This is a genomic window from Amycolatopsis sp. NPDC114478, assembly GCF_055633805.1.
Genome location: NZ_JBVKDO010000039.1, coordinates 45,121 through 67,752, shown reverse-complemented (window position 1 = coordinate 67,752; position 22,632 = coordinate 45,121). Strand labels below are relative to the sequence as shown.

25 protein-coding genes and 3 pseudogenes are annotated in these 22,632 nt (G+C 68.9%); 15 read left to right on the top strand and 13 right to left on the bottom strand.

From position 1 onward, the window contains the following. On the bottom strand, positions 1-474 hold a 474-nt coding region (locus tag ACZ7OH_RS49760), incomplete at its 3' end, for an AI-2E family transporter (RefSeq protein ID WP_470287351.1). Positions 475-769: 295 nt separating this feature from the next. On the opposite strand from ACZ7OH_RS49760, the gene ACZ7OH_RS49755 reads away from it, so the two are divergent. Together ACZ7OH_RS49755 and ACZ7OH_RS49750 are read left to right on the top strand one after the other, a co-directional pair. After that, complete coding sequence (locus tag ACZ7OH_RS49755; protein ID WP_470287350.1) at positions 770-961, top strand: hypothetical protein; 192 nt, start codon at positions 770-772, stop codon at positions 959-961. A gap of 342 nt (positions 962-1,303) precedes the next feature. Further along, positions 1,304-1,663: an HPF/RaiA family ribosome-associated protein gene (locus ACZ7OH_RS49750; RefSeq protein WP_470287349.1), complete on the top strand. Its 360-nt coding sequence runs from the start codon at positions 1,304-1,306 to the stop codon at positions 1,661-1,663. Positions 1,664-2,560: 897 nt separating this feature from the next. On the opposite strand, the gene ACZ7OH_RS49745 is transcribed toward ACZ7OH_RS49750, so the two are convergent. From ACZ7OH_RS49745 to ACZ7OH_RS49735, 3 genes are all read right to left on the bottom strand, one after another. Continuing rightward, entirely contained in the window at positions 2,561-3,874 is a 1,314-nt protein-coding gene (locus ACZ7OH_RS49745; protein WP_470287348.1) for a replication-associated recombination protein A, read from the bottom strand. A gap of 100 nt (positions 3,875-3,974) precedes the next feature. Then, on the bottom strand, positions 3,975-4,343 hold the full coding sequence (locus ACZ7OH_RS49740) for an MmcQ/YjbR family DNA-binding protein (protein WP_470287347.1): 369 nt from the start codon (positions 4,341-4,343) through the stop codon (positions 3,975-3,977). Beyond that, positions 4,340-4,735 carry an MmcQ/YjbR family DNA-binding protein gene (locus tag ACZ7OH_RS49735; protein ID WP_470287346.1) on the bottom strand — a complete coding sequence of 132 codons (396 nt, stop codon included), beginning with the start codon at positions 4,733-4,735 and terminating at the stop codon, positions 4,340-4,342. The genes ACZ7OH_RS49740 and ACZ7OH_RS49735 overlap by 4 nt, the downstream gene beginning before the upstream one ends. Before the next feature lie 122 nt (positions 4,736-4,857). On the opposite strand from ACZ7OH_RS49735, the gene ACZ7OH_RS49730 reads away from it, so the two are divergent. Further along, positions 4,858-5,781 carry a helix-turn-helix domain-containing protein gene (locus tag ACZ7OH_RS49730; protein ID WP_470287355.1) on the top strand — a complete coding sequence of 308 codons (924 nt, stop codon included), beginning with the start codon at positions 4,858-4,860 and terminating at the stop codon, positions 5,779-5,781. Positions 5,782-5,915: 134 nt separating this feature from the next. Here ACZ7OH_RS49730 and ACZ7OH_RS49725 read toward each other — a convergent pair. The 5 genes and pseudogenes from ACZ7OH_RS49725 to ACZ7OH_RS49705 all read right to left on the bottom strand — a co-directional run. Then, positions 5,916-6,245 (bottom strand): annotated as a pseudogene (locus ACZ7OH_RS49725) (alpha/beta hydrolase); the annotation flags it as partial. A gap of 34 nt (positions 6,246-6,279) precedes the next feature. Beyond that, positions 6,280-6,411: pseudogene (locus ACZ7OH_RS49720) on the bottom strand (alpha/beta hydrolase fold domain-containing protein); the annotation flags it as partial. Between the two features lie 104 nt (positions 6,412-6,515). Then, positions 6,516-6,842, bottom strand: coding sequence for a zinc-binding dehydrogenase (locus ACZ7OH_RS49715; RefSeq protein WP_470287345.1), 327 nt, complete (start codon positions 6,840-6,842; stop codon positions 6,516-6,518). Further along, entirely contained in the window at positions 6,728-7,537 is an 810-nt protein-coding gene (locus ACZ7OH_RS49710; protein ID WP_470287344.1) for an alcohol dehydrogenase catalytic domain-containing protein, read from the bottom strand. The genes ACZ7OH_RS49715 and ACZ7OH_RS49710 overlap by 115 nt, the downstream gene beginning before the upstream one ends. 58 nt (positions 7,538-7,595) lie before the next feature. Continuing rightward, positions 7,596-9,032, bottom strand: coding sequence for a carboxylesterase family protein (locus ACZ7OH_RS49705; RefSeq protein ID WP_470287343.1), 1,437 nt, complete (start codon positions 9,030-9,032; stop codon positions 7,596-7,598). A gap of 376 nt (positions 9,033-9,408) precedes the next feature. Between ACZ7OH_RS49705 and ACZ7OH_RS49700 the strand changes: the two genes are divergently transcribed. The 3 genes from ACZ7OH_RS49700 to ACZ7OH_RS49690 are packed head-to-tail and all read left to right on the top strand — an operon-like array spanning position 9,409 to position 11,054. Next, positions 9,409-9,765 carry an effector-associated constant component EACC1 gene (locus tag ACZ7OH_RS49700; protein ID WP_470287342.1) on the top strand — a complete coding sequence of 119 codons (357 nt, stop codon included), beginning with the start codon at positions 9,409-9,411 and terminating at the stop codon, positions 9,763-9,765. Continuing rightward, a complete protein-coding gene (locus tag ACZ7OH_RS49695) occupies positions 9,710-10,309 on the top strand; it encodes a caspase family protein (protein WP_470287354.1) in 600 nt (199 codons plus the stop codon). Before ACZ7OH_RS49700 ends, ACZ7OH_RS49695 begins: the two co-directional genes overlap by 56 nt. Beyond that, positions 10,299-11,054: a hypothetical protein gene (locus ACZ7OH_RS49690; RefSeq protein ID WP_470287341.1), complete on the top strand. Its 756-nt coding sequence runs from the start codon at positions 10,299-10,301 to the stop codon at positions 11,052-11,054. The genes ACZ7OH_RS49695 and ACZ7OH_RS49690 overlap by 11 nt, the downstream gene beginning before the upstream one ends. 453 nt (positions 11,055-11,507) lie before the next feature. Here ACZ7OH_RS49690 and ACZ7OH_RS49685 read toward each other — a convergent pair whose 3' ends face one another. Next, positions 11,508-11,783, bottom strand: coding sequence for a hypothetical protein (locus tag ACZ7OH_RS49685; protein ID WP_470287340.1), 276 nt, complete (start codon positions 11,781-11,783; stop codon positions 11,508-11,510). 141 nt (positions 11,784-11,924) lie between these two features. On the opposite strand from ACZ7OH_RS49685, the gene ACZ7OH_RS49680 reads away from it, so the two are divergent. The 3 genes from ACZ7OH_RS49680 to ACZ7OH_RS49670 are packed head-to-tail and all read left to right on the top strand — an operon-like array spanning position 11,925 to position 14,223. Continuing rightward, on the top strand, positions 11,925-12,215 hold the full coding sequence (locus ACZ7OH_RS49680; RefSeq protein ID WP_470287339.1) for a hypothetical protein: 291 nt from the start codon (positions 11,925-11,927) through the stop codon (positions 12,213-12,215). Further along, positions 12,167-13,666 (top strand): hypothetical protein, encoded by a 1,500-nt coding sequence (locus ACZ7OH_RS49675; RefSeq protein ID WP_470287338.1) that lies wholly within the window; start codon positions 12,167-12,169, stop codon positions 13,664-13,666. Before ACZ7OH_RS49680 ends, ACZ7OH_RS49675 begins: the two co-directional genes overlap by 49 nt. Before the next feature lie 17 nt (positions 13,667-13,683). Further along, positions 13,684-14,223, top strand: a complete 540-nt coding sequence (locus ACZ7OH_RS49670; protein WP_470287337.1) for a hypothetical protein — start codon at positions 13,684-13,686, stop codon at positions 14,221-14,223. A 438-nt stretch (positions 14,224-14,661) separates the two neighbouring features. Here the strand turns inward: ACZ7OH_RS49670 and ACZ7OH_RS49665 are convergent, their stop codons facing one another. Further along, a complete protein-coding gene (locus ACZ7OH_RS49665; protein ID WP_470287336.1) occupies positions 14,662-15,024 on the bottom strand; it encodes a hypothetical protein in 363 nt (120 codons plus the stop codon). Positions 15,025-15,070: 46 nt separating this feature from the next. Here ACZ7OH_RS49665 and ACZ7OH_RS49660 point away from each other — a divergent pair, with 46 nt between their 5' ends. The 6 genes from ACZ7OH_RS49660 to ACZ7OH_RS49635 all read left to right on the top strand — a co-directional run bounded on the left by ACZ7OH_RS49660 (position 15,071) and on the right by ACZ7OH_RS49635 (position 21,226). After that, on the top strand, positions 15,071-15,481 hold the full coding sequence (locus ACZ7OH_RS49660; protein WP_470287335.1) for a phosphatase PAP2 family protein: 411 nt from the start codon (positions 15,071-15,073) through the stop codon (positions 15,479-15,481). An 82-nt stretch (positions 15,482-15,563) separates the two neighbouring features. Beyond that, positions 15,564-16,181, top strand: a complete 618-nt coding sequence (locus ACZ7OH_RS49655; RefSeq protein ID WP_470287334.1) for a hypothetical protein — start codon at positions 15,564-15,566, stop codon at positions 16,179-16,181. Beyond that, positions 16,181-16,867, top strand: a complete 687-nt coding sequence (locus ACZ7OH_RS49650; RefSeq protein ID WP_470287333.1) for an ABC transporter ATP-binding protein — start codon at positions 16,181-16,183, stop codon at positions 16,865-16,867. The genes ACZ7OH_RS49655 and ACZ7OH_RS49650 overlap by 1 nt, the downstream gene beginning before the upstream one ends. Next, positions 16,864-17,544: an ABC transporter ATP-binding protein gene (locus tag ACZ7OH_RS49645; RefSeq protein WP_470287332.1), complete on the top strand. Its 681-nt coding sequence runs from the start codon at positions 16,864-16,866 to the stop codon at positions 17,542-17,544. The genes ACZ7OH_RS49650 and ACZ7OH_RS49645 overlap by 4 nt, the downstream gene beginning before the upstream one ends. Continuing rightward, positions 17,541-20,180: an FtsX-like permease family protein gene (locus tag ACZ7OH_RS49640; RefSeq protein ID WP_470287331.1), complete on the top strand. Its 2,640-nt coding sequence runs from the start codon at positions 17,541-17,543 to the stop codon at positions 20,178-20,180. The genes ACZ7OH_RS49645 and ACZ7OH_RS49640 overlap by 4 nt, the downstream gene beginning before the upstream one ends. Positions 20,181-20,680: 500 nt before the next feature. After that, on the top strand, positions 20,681-21,226 hold the full coding sequence (locus ACZ7OH_RS49635) for a hypothetical protein (protein WP_470287330.1): 546 nt from the start codon (positions 20,681-20,683) through the stop codon (positions 21,224-21,226). 143 nt (positions 21,227-21,369) lie between these two features. Here the strand turns inward: ACZ7OH_RS49635 and ACZ7OH_RS49630 are convergent. Then, positions 21,370-21,993: pseudogene (locus tag ACZ7OH_RS49630) on the bottom strand (undecaprenyl-diphosphate phosphatase). A gap of 168 nt (positions 21,994-22,161) precedes the next feature. Further along, positions 22,162-22,584 (bottom strand): DUF1707 SHOCT-like domain-containing protein, encoded by a 423-nt coding sequence (locus ACZ7OH_RS49625; protein WP_470287329.1) that lies wholly within the window; start codon positions 22,582-22,584, stop codon positions 22,162-22,164. Positions 22,585-22,632: the final 48 nt, after the last annotated feature.

Below are 22,632 nucleotides of genomic sequence, written 5' to 3'. Positions count from 1 at the left end.
CTTGTTCCGGCCGAGCATGGCGGTCAGGTTGCCGAGCATCTCGTCGAGCTGGCCCTGGCTCAGGCGCAGCGGCCCGGTACGCAGCCAGGTGTGCAAGTCCGTCACGCTCGCGGTGACCTGATCGATCAGCCCGGGCATGCCCACGGTGACGGTGATGACCACGAACGTGACAACGCCGCCGGCCACCGCGATGCCCACGACGAGCACGATCGCGGTCGCCAGGCCGCGCGGGACCTTCCTGGCCGCCAGCCACGAAACGGCAGGTGCGAACAGGCCGGCCAGCAGCAGGGCAACGGCGACCGGCACCACCACGGAGGCCAGCTTGACGGCCAGGAAACCCACGACGGTCAGGGCGCCCGCGACGACCAACGCGCGCCAGGAGACGGCGGCCGCGACCCGGAGTCCGTAGGGAACCGCGGACCGGACTTCTTCGGAGGATTCGCTTTCCCGGCTCACCGGCCGATCGGCTGTCATGAGCGTTCACCTTCCCGCGAGGTCACCACTCGTCCCGACGAGGACGTGGCCGGCTCCAGCGTGCCTGGGATGTCACCACACCGCTGGACGGGAGTTCCCGGCCGACGTCACGGCTCACCGGTTCTCCGCCGGCACCGGTCCGGCCCTCGCCCCTGCACCACCGGTTGCTGTCCCGGCCGGGAGGCTGGGTGGCCAGAATCCGGGCAACCGACGTCGGTCACTTCCGTATTCCGTGGAGCGTGGAGATCACGTAGTGTGCTATCGCCATACACGGCCCCCTTGAACAGGAGACGACATGCAGTTCGCCAGCGAAGAACGACAGGGGCCGCGGCAAGTGAAGGTTCCCGACCGTGAAGACGTCGGCTTGGTTGTCGACGAAGGCAAAAGCTTCGGCTCCGGGAACGCCCATGTTTACTGTGTCGGTATCCACTTCCCGTCCACCGGAGAAGTGAAGTTCTACGACAAGAGCAAGGTCACGACGGTCTGACGCCGCGACATCAAAACGACGCAGATGCCCGCGAAACAATTCGGTGCACACCAGGGAGCTGGGTCGGCGGGCAGGTGAGTTCGTCGGTGTCGAGCACCGCGGCTTCGCCGTGCTGATCGCAGATTCAACGCCGACGGAGGAGCGTGCAGGCTGCAGGAGCGTGTCGTCCGGCGCCTCGGCCCCAGGCAAGTAGGCTCACCGGGACTACGCCCGGTTGAGTGACCTCGCCCGCGGATCGTCGACGATCGAAAACCGATCCCGTCGGTCGCGGCCAGCGTAGTCACGCTACCGAACCGCTGAACATCGGCGGCGCACCAGACCGGCCTTCGAAGGGAACACCGCGTGCAGATCCAGATCAGCACGGACAAGAACGTCCACGGCAGCGAAGAACTCATCCAGCGGCTCGAGGTCGAACTCCAGTCGGCGCTGTCGCGCTTCAGCGACCACATCACCCACCTGGAAGTCCACCTGAGCGACGAAGTCTCGACGGGTGCGGCGAGCGTGGAGCGGCGGTGCGTGATCGGGGCGCGCCCGGAAGGCAGGCCGACGGTCGCGGTCACCCACCACGCGGGCTCGGTGGACGAGGCGTGTCACGGCGCCATCCGCAAGCTCGAAAGCGTGCTCGAAACCCAGTCCGGACGGGCGGGCCACCGCAAGGGAGGCGAGTCCATCCGGCACATGACCGAGGACGGTTCGAGGTGAGGCGTGCCGGTTCCCGGCCGGGATTTTCGTGGTGCTTTGAGCTTGCCGTGGCTACTCGTTCGAATGATGATGCGCGCTGGCTATCCCCGTCGCTCGACGGACGTAACTGGAACGATTAATCGCTGATTCGCTGGGGCACAGTGGGGCAACTGACAGTGAGTGGGTTAGAGGTTCGAGTCCCCTTTACTCCACCGAAGTGTTTTGGACACACGATGCCGATTTGAGCCGGTTTCGTTATGTAGGCCGGTTCGATCGGTGCCTGTTCAAGGACGTCGCCGCGTAGCGGCGCCGCAAGTGCTTGATCCAGAGCGTGACGACGAGCGCGCTGAGTCGCCCAAGGCGACGGTGCCCCATTGAGTCGTCGGTGTCCCTGGCGGGATGTCCGTGCTGGGGGGGGCAAATCTCAGTAGGTCGCCTGTGTGACGTCGTGTGTCCTTGGTTGCTGGGGTCAAGGCCGTCATTGAGCCAGGTTCGATGTGGTTTCGGATGCGGCTTCGGTAGTTCTCCTCGGCGTGGACCTCCGCATCAAGGGCGTCCGCCCGCAACACCGTCCAGGCCGAGACGCTGATCTTGGCCGCTTACGGATCCAACCAGGTACCACGGCGCTGGTCAGTCTCGACCGGTCGCCGGCCGGTGGCGACGACCCGGCGGCCGGCCGCGAGGGCCTCGCGGCCGATGTCCGTGCCAGGCCGCCGCCGGCGCCGGTGATGAACCAAACCTTCTTCTCAGTCATGCCACCAAGCAACCAGTCGAGGTCGCCGTTGGCCGTCATGGCGCGGGTTGGGGACAGCTTTGGCGCGGTGCGGTCCCCAGTGGGAGCCGGTGATGTGATGTCGAGGTGGTCGGCGATCAGGTGTCGGCGGCCCTATTCGACCCGCTTCGGCGGCAGTCGGCCGGTCATCCGCGTTGTGACCGAGCACGCGAGGCAGCCCAGTGGCGCAGGCGCTCGGCGATCTCGATCTCGTAGCCGTTTTGGGTGGGCTGGTAATACGTCTCGCGGCCCATGCCGTCGGGGAAGTAGTCGGCACCGGAGAAGCCGTCGGCGGTGTCGGGGTCGTACCGGTAGTCCTTGCCGTAGCCGAGGTCCTTCATCAGCCGGGTCGGGGCGTTGAGGATGTGGGCGGGCGGCATGAGTGAGCCGGTGCGTCGGGCGGCGCGGTGTGCCGCGTTGAAGCCGCGGTAGACGGCGATGGACTTCGGGGCGGTGGCCAGGTAGACGACGGCCTGGGCGATCGCCAGCTCGCCCTCGGGGGAGCCGAGTCGCTCGTAGACGTCCCAGGCGGCGAGCGTCTGCTGGACCGCGTGCGGGTCGGCCATGCCGATGTCCTCGCCTGCGAAGCGGACCAGCCGGCGGGCCACGTACAGCGGGTCCTCGCCGCCGTCGAGCATGCGGGCCAGCCAGTACAGGGCCGCGTCCGGGTCGGAACCGCGCATCGACTTGTGCAGCGCGGAGATCAGGTTGTAGTGGCTCTCCTGCGCCTTGTCGTACAGCGGGGCGCGCTGCTGGATGTGGTGGGCGAGCGCGGCTGTGTCCAGGAGTGTCCCGGTGTCCGGGAGGGCTTGGAGCTGTTCGGCCATGTTGAGGAGGTAGCGGCCGTCGCCGTCGGCCATGGCGATCAGGGCCCGGCGGGCGTCGTCGTCCAAGGGCAGCCGGTGGCCGGTGAGCTGCTCGGCGCGGTCGAGCAGGGTGGACAGTGCGGCTTCGTCGAGGCGTTTGAGGACGAGGACCTGGGTGCGGGAGAGGAGGGCGCCGTTGAGTTCGAAGCTCGGGTTCTCCGTGGTGGCGCCGATCAGGGTGATCGTGCCGTCCTCGACGTAGGGCAGGAAGCTGTCCTGCTGGGCGCGGTTGAAGCGGTGGATCTCGTCGACGAACAGCAGGGTGCCCTGGCCGATGCCCCGCCGTTTTCCTGCGGCGGCGAAGACCTTCCGCAGATCGGCCACGCCGGAGAAGGTGGCCGACACCGGTTCGAAGGCCAGGTTGCTGCCGTCGGCGAGGAGCCGGGCGATGGTCGTCTTCCCGACGCCGGGCGGCCCCCACAGGATGGCGGAGCCGAGACGTTGCTGGGCAACCATGCGGCCCAGCGGGGCGTCCGGGGCCAGGAGGTGGTCCTGCCCGACGACATCGTCCAGCCGCGTGGGGCGCAGGCGGTCGGCAAGTGGCCGCGCGGGCTCCTCGTCGAAGAGCGGCAGGGTCGGTCCGGTCGGTTCCATGGGACTCTCGGGTCGAAGGCGGACGTGTGCGGGTGTGACAAGCGTTGCACGGGACACCGACGAGCGAGGGCTCAGCCGCCGGCGGGGAAGCTCGCGGCGCTCATCGGGCACCGGAGCGGTCGCGTCGCGGCAGCCGCTCGACGACCAGGTCGTAGGAATTCGTGACCGCGTCGGTGATCAGTCGCTTGGTGATGCCGGGTCCCGGCCCCAGCGAGATCCAGTGCCGTTTGTCGAGATAGCGGCCTGGTGTGATCGAGGCGTAGCTGCGTTCTTGTGCGCGGGCGTGTTCGGGTTCGCACTTGACCGTGATGATCTGGTCGTCCGGGTCGTCGGTGATGATCAGGAACACCTTGCCGGCCACTTTGTACACGTCCAGGTGCTCGGTGAACGGGTAACCGTGGTCCGTCCCGGGCAGTGCGAGGGCCGTGGCGCGCGCGGTGTCTTGGAGCCGGTCGCCGGCCGCGCTCACTGGCTCGCCCGCGTGGCGCTGCCATAGGTGTGCGGGTCGACGGGCTGCTCGGCTTTGGGCAGGTGGGAGACCACGAGCAAGTAGGAGTCGGTGACGAGTTCCTCGACCAGCGTCTCGTCGACGCCTTCCCCGCCCTCCAGTGTGATCCAGTGCTTCTTGTTCATGTGGTAGCCGGGGGTGATGTGGCTGTTGCGCTCCCGCAAGGCGAGGGCCTCGCCGGGATCCGCCTTGAGGATCACGACGGGGCGCCCCGGAACCTCGGTCATCAGCATGAATACCTTGCCGCGGACCTTGAAGACCTCCCAATCGGGGCCGAAGGGATGCTCCAACTGCGCTCCGGGAAGTTCCTCCGCGCAGTCGGCGGCGATCTTCTGCAGCGTCGATCCGTTCATGGGTGGTGGACCTCCTCAGGTGGTGACGGGCTGTGGCAGCGGAGGCGCGACACGCGGTCGCAGCGGCCGGTCCCATCCTTCCCTCGAAGTCGGCAAACAGAGCAGTAGACTGCGGACACGTGATGGTCGACAAGCGACACCCCAAGCCGAGCGAACCGGTCGCGGTTCCGTTGTACGGTTTCCAGCCCCGGGTCGGTACTCCGTACGGCCTTGAGGTGAGTACCGTCGAGGATTTTTTCGTCCAGCACGACGGCTGGCCGTGGAATCCACCCCGTCCGGTCCGCGTCACCTTCCACTATCTGATCCTGGTCACCGAGGGTGAGTTGCGGCACGACGTCGACCACGTCACGCGGACCGTCGCGCCCGGCCAGTGGCTGTGGGTGCGTCCCGGGCACGCGCTGTGCTTCCATCCGCCCGGCACAGCCCGCGGCCCGTTCATCCTGTTCGAACCCGACGTACTGCGGCCCGAGCTCGTCCGTCTCCTGGCCCCGCTCAGCGCGCACGACGCCCCTGCCGTGTTCAGCCCGCACCCCGATGACACCGTCTGGCTCCAGCAGACGGCGTTCCAGCTCCTGGACGAACACCGCGCACTCGGGCGCCGCCCCCTCCCCATCCACCACGCCCTGCGCCGCAGCCTGCTCGAATCGCTGCTGCTGCGCCTGGCCAACTCCCCCGGCATCGCCCCCATCGGCACGGCCACGGCCGGCAGGGGCCGCGCCGACTGGTACGGGCGCTTCCTGGACGCCCTGGAATTGCACTTTCGCGAGCTGCACCAAGCCGCGGACTACGCCGGACTGCTCGGCTGCTCGGTCCGTACCCTCAGCCGCGCCGCCCAGAACGCCACCGGCAAGGGAGTACGCGAACTCATCGACGAGCGGCGCCTCCTGGAAGCCCGGCGCCTGCTGGGAGATGCCCAGTGGGACGCCCGGGTTGTGGCCGGCCACCTCGGCTTCAGCGATCCCGCGAACTTCGGCCGCTTCTTCCGCGACCGCACCGGCCTCACCCCGGCCGCCTTCGCGGCCCGCGACACCACGACCGATCCGTGAGCAGAGCGCGGCGGCCCGCCACAACACACAGACGATCACGCGGTGGCCGCCCTGCAACCCCGGGGACCTGAACCAAGATCTCAAACGGCGGCTGCCGGGCTGGGTGACGGTGCCGCCTCCTCGAAACCCGGCGCTCAAACATCAAGAGCCCGCCGGATGAACTCCTCACGAGTCGCGCTGGAAGCGCGCGACACAGCCGCATGATCCACGGTCAGGTCGGACGAGTGGAAGCCCCCGCCCCACATGTGGAAATCGACGCTCACCCCCGCCTCGGACAGACGGCTGGCGTAGCTCAGGATCTCGTCGCGGAACCCCTCCGCCGAGCCGGTGTCGATGTAGGTGCGCGGCAGCCGGCTGAGGTCCTCGGCGCGGGCCGGCGCCGCGTACTGCGACACCTGCGGGCCGCCGCGCCGCTCGCCCAGCACGGAGGTCCACGCGTACAGGTTTGCTGTAGCGGTCCCATACGCCTTCGCGGTCCACCATGCGACTGCTGTGCGTCTCGAAGCGGTCGTCGAGCATGGGGCAGATCAGAATCTGGTGGCTGAGCTCGGGAAAGGCGCGGTCGCGGGCGAGCAGCGCGGTCCCCGCCGCGAGGCCGCCGCCACTGACTCCGGCGATCAGGAGCCGCTCGGGTCGATACCGAGCTCGACCGCGTTCTTAGTCATCCACACCAGCCCGTCATCTGTTCTCTCCTTCGGAAACAACGGGCAGCGGCTACGCTCGTCGCCCAGGTCTCAGTCGTCCAGGACGACGACGTGCTTGCCCGGCGTGGTGCCGGACTCGAGGTCGGCCTGGGCGTCACGGACCTGTTCCAGGCCGTGGTAGACCTTCGCGACCGGGACAGTGAGGCGCCCTGCGGCGATGGCCTGGAGCTGGTGGGCGAAGACGTCGGCCGGGAGGTCGGCGGCCTGACCGCCATAGGACGTCAGCCGCACCCCGAAGGGGATCATGAACGGGGAGAAGTCGGGGATCGTCCACTGGCCCGCCAGGGCTCCGGTGAAGCAGACTGTCCCGTCCCGGCGGACGGTGCGGAGGGTGTCGGCGAGGACCGAACAGCCCACCAGTTCCAGCGCGGCGTCGACGCCGTCCGGCACCAGCTCGCGCGCTTGTTCGGCGATAGTGCCGTTGTCGATAGGGGATGGTCGACGCCCGCGGCCCGCAGTTCCCCGGCCCTCTCCGGGCTGCGGGTGGTGGACAGCACGGTGGCTCCGAGGTCCTTCGCGATCGTGGCCGCGCTCAGCCCGACCGTGGAGGTGCCGCCGCGGATCAGCAGCGTCTGCCCCGCCTGCAGGCCGAGGCCGGTGGTCAGCGATCCGTAGGCGGTCTGGAACATCTCCGGCAGCGCACCGACGACCTCCCACGGCAGGCCGGTCTCGAACGGGATGACCTGCTCCGCGGGGACGGTCACGTACTGGGCGTACGCGCCGTCGTACGAGCGGCCCATGCCGCCCATCATCGTGGCCACCTGCTGTCCTGGCCGCAGCCCGCTTTTCTCGTCGGCCTCATCGACCACGCCGACGCCCTCGATGCCGGGGACGCGCGGGTAGGTGACCTCCGGGCTCGACTCGCCCTTGCGGGTGGTGACCTCGGACTCGTTGACGCCGAACGCTTTCACCCTGATCCGCACCCAGCCGGGCTTGCGTACGGGCACCGGCACATCCTTGATCTCCAGTGCGTCGAGGCCGCCGGTCCTGGTCACGACGACCGCCCGCATCGTCGCCGGTACGGAGTCGCCGGTCGCTGTCGATTGGCTCATTTGAGTTCCTCCTCTGTTTGTCCCCCTTGGCGCGCTTCTCGGTATCCCCAGCCGGCCGTCAGGGCCGGGCGATGCCCTCCCACAGGTCGAGGGACTGCTGGTAGTGGGCGGTGGCCTCGACGGGCGGGTGGCCGACGCTTTCCGAGGTGGGCCGGTCCGTGATGGCGGGCCACAGACGGGTCTGCTCGCCGGTGGCGAAGTCGAGCACGAGGTCGCGGATACGCGTGTCGCGCTCGGCCTGATCCGCGCTGCGGCCCGGCTGTTCCTGGCCGACCAGGGCGTACATCTCGGTGCCGTGCACGGCGGGCGCGCCCTCGGCGGGCCCGATCAGGAGGAGATGGGCGTTGCCGCCCGCGGCGGCATGAGCCAGGGCGCCGCGGGCGGCCGGGAGCGCGAAGAGGTAGTCCGCCATGACCGCGGCGCGGACCTCGGCAGGGGTGCGTCCGTCCTGGTCGTAGGCATCGACGATCTTCTTCGCACGGGAGCGGGAAATACGCCACCCCGCGACCTCGTCGACGATGCGGTCGACGGTGCCCGGGTCGAACCGGTCGAGGTCGTTCGCCACCCACCAGCCCATGTCGTCGCTGGCCATGCTCAGCAGCACGTCGACATCGCGGTGCGCCCCGGAGGCCAGGACGTCCATGGGATGGGCGTGCACCACCGCGCCGGGCTGCCCGAGGTCCAGGACGACCCCGGTGGCCTGGTTGTCCACCCCGCCCCGGACTCCGAGATCCGTGGGGGCGACCTTGCTCAAGGCGTCCCTCAGGGAGGTCGTGTCGAGGTCGAGCAGTTTCTCCGGGTTGCCCGCGACGCCGAGTTCGGTGACGAACCGGTGCGCCAGTTCCTCGGCCCACCAGGCCGGAATGCTGCGGGCGGGGCCGCCCGAGAACCCGGCCAGCCGCCGGTACAGGCCGTCGGCGGAGGAGGCCCCGAGCAGCCCGAAGGTGGTATAGGCGCCGGCACTGTGGCCGTAGACGGTGACGTTGTCGGGATCGCCGCCGAAGTGGGCGATGTTCCGCTGGATCCAGGTGAGCGCGGCGATGACGTCCTGGAGGAAGAGGTTGCTGGCCTCAGCCAGGGCGCCGCCATACTGCGAGAGCGAGAGCGCACCCAGCGCGCCGAGCCGGTAGTTGATCGACACACCCACCACACGACCTGACGAGGCGAGCCCGGCGGCGTTCGAGGTGATCTGTGTGTTCGCGCCGTACTCGAATCCGCCGCCATGGATGTACACGGCCACCGGCAGTGCCTCGCCGGCCGGTTTCTCGGGGGCCCACACGTTCAGGTTCAGGCAGTCCTCGCCCGTCCCGCTGTCCGCTTCGAGCCAGTCGCCGCTGTCGGGCTGGACGGGGGCGACACCCTTGCGGTCATAGGGGCGGTCCGGATCGAAGCCCGCGACCACGGGACGGCGGTATCGCTCGGCGGTGGCGTACGGGATTCCCCACCAGGACCGCACCCCTGGTGCAGTCGGAGCCTTGGGCGCGGTGGCGGTCATGACGTGTCCTTCCGGCGCGGTTCAGGTGTTCACGCGGCGTGTCGGCGGCTGGTTGCTTACGGTGACGCTCTCCCCATCATTTCCTGAGATTCGGCAAATGGCCCTGCAGGCACCGGTCACCTGGTGGTCACCAGGTGACACTTCTCCGCTCCTCTTCGTCTCGCAGCCCGAGCTCGGTGGGTTCCCCGTGCGAGCTGTTGATCCCTACGCACGACCTGCCCGTCACCGGCGCACCCCGACGACGCCGCGTCGCCGACACCATCACGAACCTCGTGCTCTACGGCCTGACGGGGCCGCGCATCGGCGTAAGCAGTGCGGACAACCGAAGTTCTTGGTGCGGTGTCGAATCGCTAGGCGATCGCGGGGGGAAAGGGCGATGGATCTGCAGATCCGCATCGAGGACGGGGCGGTCGACGACTATCTCGCGCTGGCCGACCATCTGAACAGGAGCCGCGATTTCCGCGGCCGAGTTCGCCAGAAGCTTGGCCCGCCCGCGGACGGAACGCTGGACGCAGGTGTGATCGAGATGCTCACGGTCGCGGTCGGCTCCGGCGGGCTCGGCGTCGCGCCGACCAACTCGCTGAACACATGGTTGAGCACACGGCGGCGGAACATCAGCGTCAAGGTGAACGTCACCCCCGAGGGCCGCACAGTCGAACTCATCGCCGACAACCCCAATACCCGCGAGCTGGAACTGCTCGGCAAGATCCTGCGCGACGCCGATCGGCGGTGACCCGCGCATCCCCGACGGCTCCCGGGCGATCCTCATCGGCGTCGACCACTACCAGGACGCCGAATACCGGTCGTACACCGCCGTCAGCAACAGCGTCGACGGCATGTACCAACTGTTGGTCGAGTCCGGTTTGTGCGGCTGGCGGAAGGAGCAGGTCCAGAAGATCACCGGCACCGACACCGCCAACGCCGGCCAGCTCATGGGCCGGCTGCGGGACCAGGCCCGCAAGACCACCGGGGTGCTGCTGCTGTACTTCGTCGGCCACGGCCAGCCCAACGAGCACACCGGCGAACTGTGCCTGGCCGTCACCGACACCGACCACGCCAACCCGGACTCAACCGGACTCGAGTACACCAAGATCAAGACGATGCTCTACAAGGACACCCCCCGCCGCCACCAGGATCGCGATCCTGGACTGCTGCTACTCCGGGCGAGCCATCGGTCTGGGTGCCAACCAGAACGGCACCCAACTGGCCGACTCCAGCGACTGCGCAGGCACCTACACCCTCACCGCCGCCGACGATCGCGCCCATGTGCCCCCTGACGACGAGGGCAATCCACGCACCGCGTTCACCGGCGAACTGCTGGACCTGCTCCTCCACGACGGCGGAGGCAACGGCGAAGCCAGCAGACGTCGGGCAGACCGTTCCAGAGCCGATGCCGGGGACCGCGTCGACACCAACCCCAGCGACCACGCCACAGTCAGCCGCCTCAACCCCCACCGTCGTGGGCGCATCGGGCCCGACGGCATTCCCGGTCAATCCCCTTGGTTGGCGGCACGAGGCGTTGCCCCTCCTCTGCGGCATGCTGTTTTCGGGGCTATGGGCCTGGCGGTCGTGATCGCCGCAGTGTTGATCGTCTCTCAGGGAAAAGGAACCAACGACGCCTGGGGAGAGAGTGTCACCTTGATGATCATCTTCGGTGTTCCGGCGCTCGGCATGGCTGCTTTCGCCGGCTTCCGTGCTTTCGATAGCCGGAGAAGGAACCAGTTGGTCATCACCCCGGACGACGTGGGACTCAAGTCCCAGGGCATAGTGTGGTCTGACGTGGACAATGTCTCTCTCTTCGCCCATAATGCCCGATCCCGGGTATTCACCCAGGTCCAGATCAAGCTCACCGACCAGGCCATTGAGCAAGGGCGCAGGCGAACGCGCAGCACGGGCGGGCGCGGGGGCTGGTCCACAGTCGATCATTTCGGTCGCGTGGTCATCCCCTACGTCGACGCGGACCTCGTCAAGCTAGCTGAAGCCTTCCTTCGATACGCCCCATCGACCGTACGGATTCGCTGACCGCCGGTAAAGCAATCCACATCGTCCGACGTGCCACCACGTCGCGCTGATCTCCGGACTTAGCTTTGAGCTGGCCGGCCGGTGCGACGAGAACGGGATCGACGCCATGCCCGACCTCGCGATCACGGTCAACACCGCCGTTTTCGGCAACATATTCCGCCGCTGACCAGTGGATTTCAGGTCAGTGTCAACGGCCGTGGCACTGCTCGGCCCCGAAACAGCCCCCAGCGAGGATTTCACGCAGGCAGGTCATCGCGCAGCCACTGCCATCGAGCCGGGTGGCAACTGAGGTCGCGCAGCAAGTCGTTGAGCTGGGTCGGGGGTCCTGTGCCAGCGGGGCGGCAGTTGTCATGGTCCAGGGACACGGCAGAATCACCCGGCCTCAGTGGTCCGGTCCGCGAGCGGAGCCGGGATCAGGTTGGGCGGCGTCCCGGAATGTGGGTGCCGCGCGTATTAGGTCGAGCGGGCGGCGATGCGGACGCTGTCGTCAGGGTCGGCCAGCAGCGCCCTGCGCGTCGGCTCCGACGCCTGGGGCCACCGCCACGCACACGTCGCGCGGTTCTTGGGGGCCGGGTAGGCGACCAACGCGGCCCGCAGACCCGCGGAGACCTGCTCGTTCTGCGCGAGGCATTCCCGGACTGTCAGGCCGAGGTCGCCGGAAGTCTCGTAGGGCGGCGATGCTGTCGGATCCCGGTAGGGCCCGCTTGACCCGGATGGCGAACGGAACATTTCCACCAAGGCACCCCTGACAATCGATAGTCACGATTTCTCCAGCTGATCGAAAATAGAGCCCTTATCGCAACAGGCGCGAGCCGCTGACGGGATTATGCTCGCCTTGATTCTCGGCAGCGCGTCAGCATGGAGGCTGTCATGAATGATCGCGGAAAACATTACGGGATGCAGGTCGTGCCGATTCGGCGTCGATTCTGGGTCGAATGCGGAGTTTTGCTGATCACCCTGTCCCTCTGGGGTGTCACGATTGCCGAGCTCGACTGGATTGAACGCCTGCTGCCGGGCGTCGCTCCCGACGGCGGTGACGGCTCCCTGGAATGGTCCGTGGTCGCCGTCGGGTTGCTGGCTGTTCTCGCCTTGGCCGCTGCTGCGTTCGCCGAATGGCGGCGGTCTCGCGTCAGCACCTCGGCTGCGGAGGCGGCGCGATGAACCCCGGGGATCCCCCGATACCGTCGGCCTCGGAACTGAGGCCACCGCATTCACCCGACCTTCCCGATTCACCCGAGCCTGCGCGTTGGCTGGGGCAGATGGACGGCGACTCGGCCGTGTACGTCGTCACCGGAGGCGCGAAGTTCTGGGTCCCGTCGCCGCAGGAACTGTTCGCCATGGGAGACGACTGGGGCAAAGTACGACACGTTCCGCCGCACGATCTGGACCGGTTCGGCGCGATGCCGGAACGCTTCACGTATCTGCGCGAATGGGACCGGCCGGAGGTGTGGGTCATCACCGACGGCACCGCCGTCTGGGTGCCCAGCCCGGCCGCCTTGTTCGCCCTGGGAGTGGGGTGGGACTCGGTGCGGATAGTCCCCTCCGGTGCGCTGGCGCGCAACAGCATCACCACGCGCACGCTTCCCTCCGCGTCAGCCACGCCGTCCAGCATGATCTTCGGACCCAACGGCGACGGGTCGGACGCCGGCACCCGGTGGTCGAGGTCGGAGACCCCGGGAGTCTCGTTGCCGAACACCTGTCACGTCGTCGAGCTCCGGGGGTGGCTGGCCGACGTGCCCGACCCGCCCTCGGCCAACAAAGAGCCGGACGTCCACTGCGGGCTCGTGCTGGACGTCGACTGGCTGCTCGCCAACGGGTACGACCTGCGCACGTTCGTCACGGCCATCGACGTCGTGGCGCGCGCGTGGGGCGGAGGCGACGCACACGCCGTGGCCTCGACCCTGCAGCTCAAGATCGAAATCAACGGTCTGCCGATGGACCTGGGACCGAGGTCGTCCAGCCGGGCGCCGGTGTGCCCGGACGACTGGTTCGAAATCCCCGATCTGGGCCGGCCTCGCGTGCTGTGGCCCTATCGGATCCCGATCGCCGGAGCAGACGGCACTCCGCTGCGCAACGGGGAATACGTGCGCGTATGCGGGAGCCTGGTGACCGACCCGGCGCACATCGGGGCCGCCGGCACGACCGCGTCCTACAACGACGCCGCCACGATCTGGCAGGGCGCCGAACAACACACGTCCCCGTCGAACCCGGCGCGGTGGACGGAGGTGCACCCACCCGACCTGATCCAGCGGGTCAGCGACCTGCCGCCGGACCAGCGGAACACCCCCGGCACGTCGACCCTGTGGGGCGTTGCGGTGTGCTGTGCATCGTTCGTCCTCAGCCCGGTGGCGGTATTCAACGAACTCGCAGCCGAACTCAAGCCGCTGTCGCCGCAACCGCCGGATACCATCGCGAACGCGCAGGAGTTCGTGGGCCCGGAAACAGTGTTCTCCTCGCTGGTGGAAGGCAACGAGGAGCGAACCGGAGCACGGATCACACTGCACAACGACCACGTCGACGTGTACGTCAAGGTTCGGGCGCAACCGTTCCACGGGGCACCGGGGAAGTTCAAGGCGGCCTACCGGGTCTTCTGGGACGAAGCGCCGCAGTAGCGGGATCGGGGAGTGTCATGAGCAGCTATCTGTACGGTGACGTGACGCAAAAGCGCACGGATGCGCCGCCCGGCGAGAGCACTGGAGCGGAGCCGCCCGGCGTCAAGACCTACGTGGACACGTTCGCGGCGCTTGTGCCCGCCGAAGTGCTGGCGCTGCAGGCGTTCATCACTGGACTGGTGGTCCAGCGGGAGACAGTGGGCGGGGTGACCCAAGCGAAGGTCGAGCACCCGGATGTCCTGAAGTACTCGTTCCTCGCTCTGCTGGTGGTGTCGGTGTTCCTGTATGTTCTCGGACTCAAGCGACGGCCGGAACGGTGGGACTTCGTGCGGATGTTCATCCCGCCGCTGGCTTTCGCGGGCTGGACCGCGTTGCAGCCCGACAGCTTCTTCGACGTGGTCACGCCGGGCTTCTCAGGTGTGCCGGCGGAGGTGACAGCCGTCATCCTCGCGGTCGTGCTCGGTGTCGTGGCGAACCGGCTCGGGGTCGTGGCCGACAAGGCCGCCCCCGCCGTGCCGACCTCGGCTACCGCTACGACCACGCCTCCACCTCATTGATCGAGCACGTGACACACTGCGCCGACATCCACGACACCCGCCGCGGCGAGCCCGCACTCACGGAGTGTTCAAGACTTGCCATCGCGCTGATGCTGACCGCGACGCGCCGCTGATACCGCCCGGCCCGGCCGCGGACCGCGAGGCAACGCTGTTCTGACGTCGAGGTGCTCGTGCCCGGCCACCATCAAGCTGCCGAGCACGAGGACCCACCGGATGACCGTCGCAAGCGCGGACCGGCTCTGCGGGTCGACGCCCGAGTCCTGCGGTCGTGGCCGCCTGATGTGCCAGAGGAGCCTCCAGATCGTGGTTCGCGATCCGTGGCAAATACTGTGTCCGATGGCTTGAACCCCCACACGTGGCTAACTCCCGTGTTTGGGGACATCATGCGCTCAAGGCAGCGCAGAGTCGACTTTCACACGAACCACCAGGTAGACGCAGTCAGGTGTTGCACACCTTCGCGTCCGGCCGGGCGAGCTGCTGCCGGCTCTGATCACCCACACGGGGCAAGTTAACGCGCATTAGCCTGCCAAAAACCAGTTCCTGGTATTCACCGCCATAGTTTGACCTCGTGGCGTCGATGTCGTTGCCGGAGCATACCGCCGGCCTGAATGTCCGGAAGCCTGTCTGGAGCGCCGCCGTCGCGCTGGCCGTCTTCGTGATTCTCCTCTTGTCGGCGAGCGACGTCTTCCCGTGGGCCGCCGGTTTCGACCACACTGTCCACGCTTGGCTCCTCGCGAATCGCACACCCGGCTGGACTTCCGCGGCATCCGTCATCACCTCGACGGCCTCCTCCGCGTTCACCGCTCCGCTCGTCTTCCTTCTCGCCGCGGCGCTGACCCGGGGGACGGTGTGGGCTCGGCTGACCCGCGCCGTGCTCGTCCTCCTGACGATGCTGCTCGCCGTCTTGCTCCGCTTCGGCATCTCCGAGCTGCTCGCACGATCGCGCCCCGCCACGGCGGACTGGGCCGTCTACGCCGGCGGCTACTCCTTCCCTTCGGGCCACACCTCCGACGCCGCCTTGGCCGCCGGGCTGATCGCCTGGCTCGTCGTCCGCCGGTTCGATCGTGCTCCGCGGTGGCTCGTCTGGCTGCTCGCGGTCGGCTACGCCGTGCTGATCGCCTGGACGCGGGTCTACCTCGGCGTGCACTGGCCGACCGACGTGCTCGGCAGCCTGGCGTTCGCCACGACCTGGCTGTCCGCGGCGCTCGCCTTCCAGCGGCTCGACGAGCGAGCGGCGACGCCGTCGTACCTCGGGTGACTTTGCCTGCCTCGAACCTTTCGCAAGCGTTTCGCTTCCGCGCCGGGTTCTAGCGTGCAGGAAACGGCAGCAGGGAGCATCCATGTCCACACCCACCTCAGTCCGCATCGCTTCCGCGGCGATCCTGATGTCGGTGCTCACCGGCTGCAGCGGCGCCTCGGCGCCGGGACCGAGTTCGTCGGCCCGGCCTTTGAGCGGGGCGCCGTCGAGCGGGACGACGGAGACGGAGACCAACCCCGCCGGGGACATCCCCGACAACCAGGCTTACGTGCCCTTCACCCCGCCGGGTGGCGGCTTCACCGTCAAGATCCCGGAGGGCTGGGCCTCCTCGGCCGCGGGCTCGACGACGACCTTCACCGACAAGCTCAACCAAGTGCAGATCACATCGTCGCGCTCCGGCGGAGCACCGACCGCGGCGTCGATCACCACGACCGATGTGCCGTCGCTGAAGGGAAAGACGCCGAATTTCGCGATGGGGCAGGTGTCGACGGTTGCCCGCGCCGCCGGCCAGGTGGTGCTGCTGACCTACCAGGGCGACTCCGCGCCGAACCCGGTGACCGGAAAGGTCGTGCGCGACGCGTTCGAGCGCTACAGCTTCTTCCAGGCCGGGCTCCGGGTCGACCTGACGCTCTCCGGACCGACCAACGCCGACAACGTCGATCCCTGGCGGACCGTCACCGACTCCCTGCGCTGGTCGTGATGCCCACAGCCACCGACTGGTCCACGCCCGCGTTGCGGGCACGCGACCTCTACCGCTTCTTCCGCACCGGCGACGACGAGACCCTTGCCCTGCGCGGCGTGTCGCTGACCGTCGCCCGCGGCGAGACCGTCGCCGTCGTAGGGCCGTCGGGCTCCGGGAAATCGACGCTGCTCGCGTGCCTGGCCGGCTTGGACGAGCCGGCGGGCGGCAGCGTCGAGATCGTCGGCGAACGCATCAGCCACCGGCCCGAATCCGTGCGAGCGAAGATCCGGGCCCGGCGGATCGGCGTGCTACTGCAGTCCCGCAACCTCCTCCCCCATCTCGACGTGCGTGGCAACATCGAACTGGCGCGCCGCACCCGGCGGTCCGGTGCCTTCCGCCCGTCGATCGACGAGCTACTGGACCAGATCGGCCTCAGCCACCGCCGCAAGGCGACACCGTCCCAGCTGTCCGGGGGTGAACTCGCCCGCGCCGGCCTCGCCGTCGCGCTGGCCAACGCGCCATCCGTGCTGCTCGCCGACGAGCCGACCGGCGAGCTGGACGGGCACACCGAACAGGAGATCCTCGCGTTGCTCCGCCTCCACGCCGACCAGGGCGCCGGGTTGCTGATCGTGACCCACAGCGCCGAAGTCGTCGCGATCGCCGACCGGGTGCTGACCATCGAGGACGGGGTGGTGGCCGCATGACCGCCGAACCGCTCGTCGTCTGCGACGAGGTCGCTCGTACGTTCGGCGCCGGTCCGTCCGCGGTCGTCGCCGTCCACGGCGCCAGCTGTATTGTCCACAGTGGAGACCGGATCGCGATCGCCGGACCGTCCGGGTCCGGGAAGTCGACGCTGCTGCACCTGCTCGCGGGGCTCGAGCGGCCGACCCGCGGCACGGTCTCCTGGCCCGGGTTCGGCCCCGCCGAGGAGCGTTCCCGGGACGTCGGGGTCGTCTTCCAGAGCCCCAGCCTGGTCCCGGCCTTGGACGTCGCCGAAAACACGGCGCTCCCGCTCGTGATCGCCGGCGTCGGCGAGCCGGACCTCGGCCGGCGCGTGTCGGAGGCGCTCGCCCTCGTCGGCATCGACGAACTGGCCGCCAAGCTGCCGGAAGAAATTTCGGGCGGCCAGGCCCAGCGAGCGGCTGTCGCCCGCGTGCTGGCGCAGCGGCCGGCGCTGCTGCTCGCCGACGAGCCGACCGGCCAGCTCGACCGCGCCGCGGGCCGGCGGCTGATGGACGCGCTGCTGGACGCGAGCGAGCACCTGTCCGCCGCGTTGGTGGTGACCACCCACGACAAGGCCGTAATCGAGCGGCTGGAGACGCGCTGGACCATGCACGAAGGCAGACTCCACACCACCGAGACGAAGGCGGTTCCGTCGTGATCGCCTTGTGGCTGGGCGGCTTGCTGCGCCGGCGGAGCGGACGGCTGTGCGCGACGGCCGGTGGCATCGCCCTCGCCGTCGCCCTGATCGCCGCGCTCGGGTCGTTTCTCGCCTCGTCACAAGCGACGATGACCGCACGGGCGCTGCGGTCGGTCGCGGTGGACTGGCAGGTCGAAGTCCAGCCCGGCGGCGACCCCAACATCGTGCAGAACACCTTGCAGGACTTGCCCGGGACCGCCGCGATCCGGATGGTCCACCTCGCGCGGACCGACGGCCTGGCCGCCACCGCCGGCGGCACCACCCAAACAACCGGGCCGGGTGTGCTTCTCGGCCTGCCGCCCGGCTACGCGGCGAGTTTCCCCGGCCAGATCCGTCAGCTCGACGGATCCCCGGACGGGGTCCTCATCGCCCAGCAAACGGCGTCGAACCTCCACGTCCGCCCGGGCGACCAGGTTTCCGTCGGGCTCGACGGCACCACCTCGCAGCCCATCACCGTCGCCGGGGTCGTCGACCTGCCGCAGGCCGACTCCCTCTTCCAGAAGGTCGGCGCACCCGCCGGGACGCAGCCCTCCGCGCCACCGGACAACGTGCTCTTGCTCCCGGAATCCGTCTTCGCCGACGTGGTCAAAGGGAATGTGGTCACGCAGCTCCACGTCACTCGCGACGCGCCGGCTTCGCCGGATCCCGCGACCGCCTACCAAGCCGAAGTCGGCGCCGCGCACAACTTCGAAGCACAGGTCGCCGGCGCCGCGCTGGTCGGCGACAACGTCGGGGCCGCCCTCGACGCCGCACGCAGCGACGCAGCCTACGCACAGCTGCTGTTCCTCTTCCTCGGACTGCCGGGCGTCGTCCTCGCCGCCCTGCTGACCAGCACGCTCGTCGAAGCCGGCAGCGACCGGCGACGCGCCGAGCAGGCCCTCTTGCGGACGCGTGGGCACACACCGAGAACCGTGGTGGGGATCGCCGTCACCGAAGCCGCGTTCGTCGCGGTCCTCGGCGGTGTCGCCGGGCTGTTGGTCGCCGCGGTGGCCGGGCGGCTCGCCTTCGGTCCCGCGCCCGAGGGACAGAGCACGACGGCCACCGTCTGGTGGTCCGTGGTCGCGTTCGCCGCGGGGCTGCTGATCACCACCGTCACCGTGCTGGTCCCGGCCGTGGTGGGCCTGCGCGCGCGGACGGTGTCCCAGGCCCGGCAGGTGATCGGCAAGCAGCGCTCACCGTGGTGGGCCAAAGCCGGGCTCGACGTCCTCCTCCTCGTCGCCGCGCTCGTCGTGTTCTGGGCGTCCAGCGGCAACGGCTACTCGCTCGTCCTCGCTCCCGAGGGCGTGCCGACCATCTCGGTGTCCTCCTGGGCATTCCTCGGCCCGGCCCTGTTGTGGCTCGGGGCGGCGGCCCTGCTCTGGCGACTCACCACGCTCGCGCTCAAGCACGGCAGAGGGCCGCTGGGCCGGCTCCTGCGTCCGCTGGCCGGCCGGCTCGCGCAGCCCGGCGCGGCGAGCCTCACCCGGCAGCGCCGCCCCTTGGCGCGCGCGATCGTGCTGCTCGCCCTCGCGCTGTCGTTCGCCGCCTCGACCGCGGTGTTCAACAGCACCTACGAGCAGCAAGCCGAAGCCGACGCCCAGCTCACCAACGGCGCCGACGTCACCGTCACCGAACCGCCCGCCGCCCAGGTCACGCCCGCGGCGGCAACGCAGCTGCAGAACGTGGCCGGCGTCCGGCACCTCGAACCGGTCCAGCACCGGTTCGCCTACGTCGGCACCGACCTCCAGGACCTCTACGGCATCCGGCCGGACAGCATCCGGCAGGTCACCGCCCTGCAGGACGCCTACTTCCAAGGCGGCACCGCCGCCGAACTGATGGCCACGCTCGCCCACCAACCCGATGCCATTCTCGTCAGCGCCGAGACCGTCAAGGACTTCCAGCTCAGCCCGGGCGACTTGATCAACCTTCGCGTCCAGGACGCGCGGACCAAGTCGCTGCGTACCGTGCCCTTCCACTACCGCGGCATCGTCAAGGAATTCCCGACGGCGCCCAAGGACAGCTTCTTCGTGGCCAACGCCGCCTACCTGGCGCAGGCCACCGGCTCCGACGCCGTAGGGGCCTTCCTCATCGACACCGGCGGCAGCAACCAGGCCGCCGTGGCCGACGAGGTGCGTGCCCAGCTCGGCACCTCCGCGACGGTCACCGACATCACCGAGACCCGCGCCCACGTCGGCTCCAGCCTGACGTCGGTCAACCTGCATGGCCTCACCCGCCTGGAACTCACGTTCGCCGTGCTGATCGCCGCCGGCGCCGGCGGCATTGTGCTGGCAGTCGGACTGGCCGAACGCCGACGCAGCCTGGCGATCATGGCCGTGCTCGGAGCCCGACGCCGGCAGCTGCGAGGTCTGGTGCTCGGTGAAGGCCTCGTCGTCATCGTCGGTGGCTTGATCGGTGGTGGCCTCATCGCATGGGGACTTTCCCAGATGCTCGTGAAGGTCCTGACGGGCGTGTTCGACCCGCCACCGGACACGATCGCGGTGCCGTGGACCTACCTGGTGGTCACGGTCGCGGCGGTCGCCGCGGCGCTGGCGGTCGCCGCGCTGACCAGTGCTCGCGCGTCCACGCGCCCCGCCGTGGAGGAGCTCCGGGAGCTGTGACCGTCTACTGAGGACATATCGGGTAATCAAGCTGCTCGCACTGGGAATCAGGGCAGAATCGGCATCGTGAACAGCGCGGCGATCACCTTCGGGCCGGCTCACGTGTTCTGCACGCCCGGCACGGCCGAGCTGCAGAGTCTCACGACCATGGAGGCCATGGCCGCGGGTCTCCCGGTCGCCGCCGCCGATGCGCTCGCCCTGCCCCGTCTCGTCCACCCACGGCGAGAACGGCCACCTGTTCGAACCGGGTGCGATCACGATCTCGCAGTGGATCGCCGGCTTGGCCGCCGATCCGGAGGTTCGCACCCGCATGGGCGAGGCGTCCCGCGCCATTGCCGCGCAGCACGACATCGACGACGCTGGCCACTTTCGAGTCGCAGCAACGGATCCTGCTTGGGATGCCGGTGCCGGCTGCGCTCGGCCAGGCCGGTTGACCCGGGGTAAGTGCTCGGCAAACGCTGGTTGGTCGGGCGCTTACCCGTTCCATGTGACAGTGCGGCATGCCCGAACGCAGGTTGATCGAAGCGGCGACGTTGGCTGATCTGACGGACCGGCTGGCAGCGTGTCTCGGACCGTCGATGCTGGCGGAAGACGCGCCGAGACCTGATTCCCTGACGCTGGCCGCGTGGCACGCGATGAACGCGCTCCAACGCGTTGTCGAACTGCTCCAGCTCCCCGACGAACCTGACGCGCGGTTCGCGAGCCTGACCGATCTCGCCGCGCGCGGGGAGGGCATCGTCCAGGCCACAATAGACACTCTGATCGCGGAGGGTCACGGCGATCCGATCGTGGAGCGGGCCACCGGTCACGGGCACCCTGAAGCAGCTTCGAAGGTGGACTCCGCCGCGCTGCGGCTTTCCTTCCCTGGCGGGCAGATTGTCTCCCTCCGGATGGCCAGGTACGCCGGCGCGGGCGACCTCCTCCAGCTCGCCGGCCCCAGCGACGCGGTGTTGGAGAACCTCGATCCCGCCATGCGCGAAGCCGCGACGGCGGCGGTGGCCGAAATCGCGCATGTCCTGGTTTCCAGGTTGTCAGGCAGCGAGTAGGCCACCCAGCTCAGAGCTTTCCGCAACTTTCGCGGGCATGGCTCACGCGTTGAGGACTCCAGTGGTCAGCAAGCCCAGCAGCGCGCCCCCGGCAATGACCCGATACACGACGAAGGCCGTGAAGGTGTGCCCGGCCACGAACTTCAACAGCCGACGACCAACGGCATCACGTCGAGGCTGCCGCCCAAGGCGTCTTTCAGCTCGTACAGCCCCGCTCCGGTCAGCGCCGGGATCGACAGGAAGAACGACAGCCGCGTCGCCGCGACCCGGTCGAGACCGCGCAACAGGCCCGGGGAGATCGTCGCGCCGGAACGGGAGAACCCCGGGAACAGCAGAGCCAAGATCTGGGAGGATCCCACCAGCATCGCGTCGGTCAGCGTGGTGTCGGCTTCGGCGCGCTTGCCCGTCCCGAAGCGGTCGGCCGCCCATATGATCGCGCTGCCGGCGATCAACGACGCCGCCACCACCCATAGCGACGCCAACGGCCCCTTCACGAGGGATTGGAACAGCAGGCCGGCGGCGACGATGGGCACCGTTGCGAGTATCACCCATCACGCGAACTTGTAGTCGAACTCCTGCCTCGCCTCGGCCTTCACGAGTCCCCGGCCCCAGGCGCCGACGATCCACACGATGTCGCGGAAGAAGTAGACGAGCACCGCGGCGATGGCGCCGACCTGGATCACCGCGGTGAAGCCGACGACGGATTGGTCGTCGACGGGGATGCCGAGCAGCCCTTCGGTGATCTTCAGGTGCCCGGTGGAGGACACGGGCAAGAATTCGGTCAGCCCCTCGACGATGCCGAGGATCACGGATTGGCCGAGGTCGATCACCTCAAAGAACGGTCCTTCACATGGGGATGGCAGACACCCGGAAGGGGGTCGAGGGGGAACCCGGGGTGCCTGCCAAGACTGGGATGGAAACCCTCTCGGCCTTGCTCAGCCTCGGTCGACTCCGTGATGTTCGAAGCCGTCGTCTCCGAAGCCGTGGAACGCCGCCACGACCAGCGCGGCGAACAGTACGACCACGGCCAGCACCGCGACCAGCATCGCCAGCCGGCGCCGCTTGCTCATGACTTCTTCGCCCCGCCCGACCAGTGCAGCGAGGTCCGCGCCGAGCTGGTTCTTGGCCGACGCCAGGACCGGTAGCCAGCCGGTCGGCGAGCTCACCGAGGCCGCCCGCGGGGGCAGGTCCGCGGTGGTCTCGGCGAGCTCGTCGCGGTAACGGGCCGCGGCGACCCGGGTCAGGCGTTCCTCCACCTCATCGACCGTGAGCCTGCCTTCGCCCGCGGCTTCGGCCAGGTGGTGTCGTGCTTGTTCGCGCTCGGCGTCCGAGCACCGGATCCCGCTCGGATCAGCCATCGCACGTCCCGGATCGATCATGTGTCCCCGCATTCCGTCGTCAAGCTA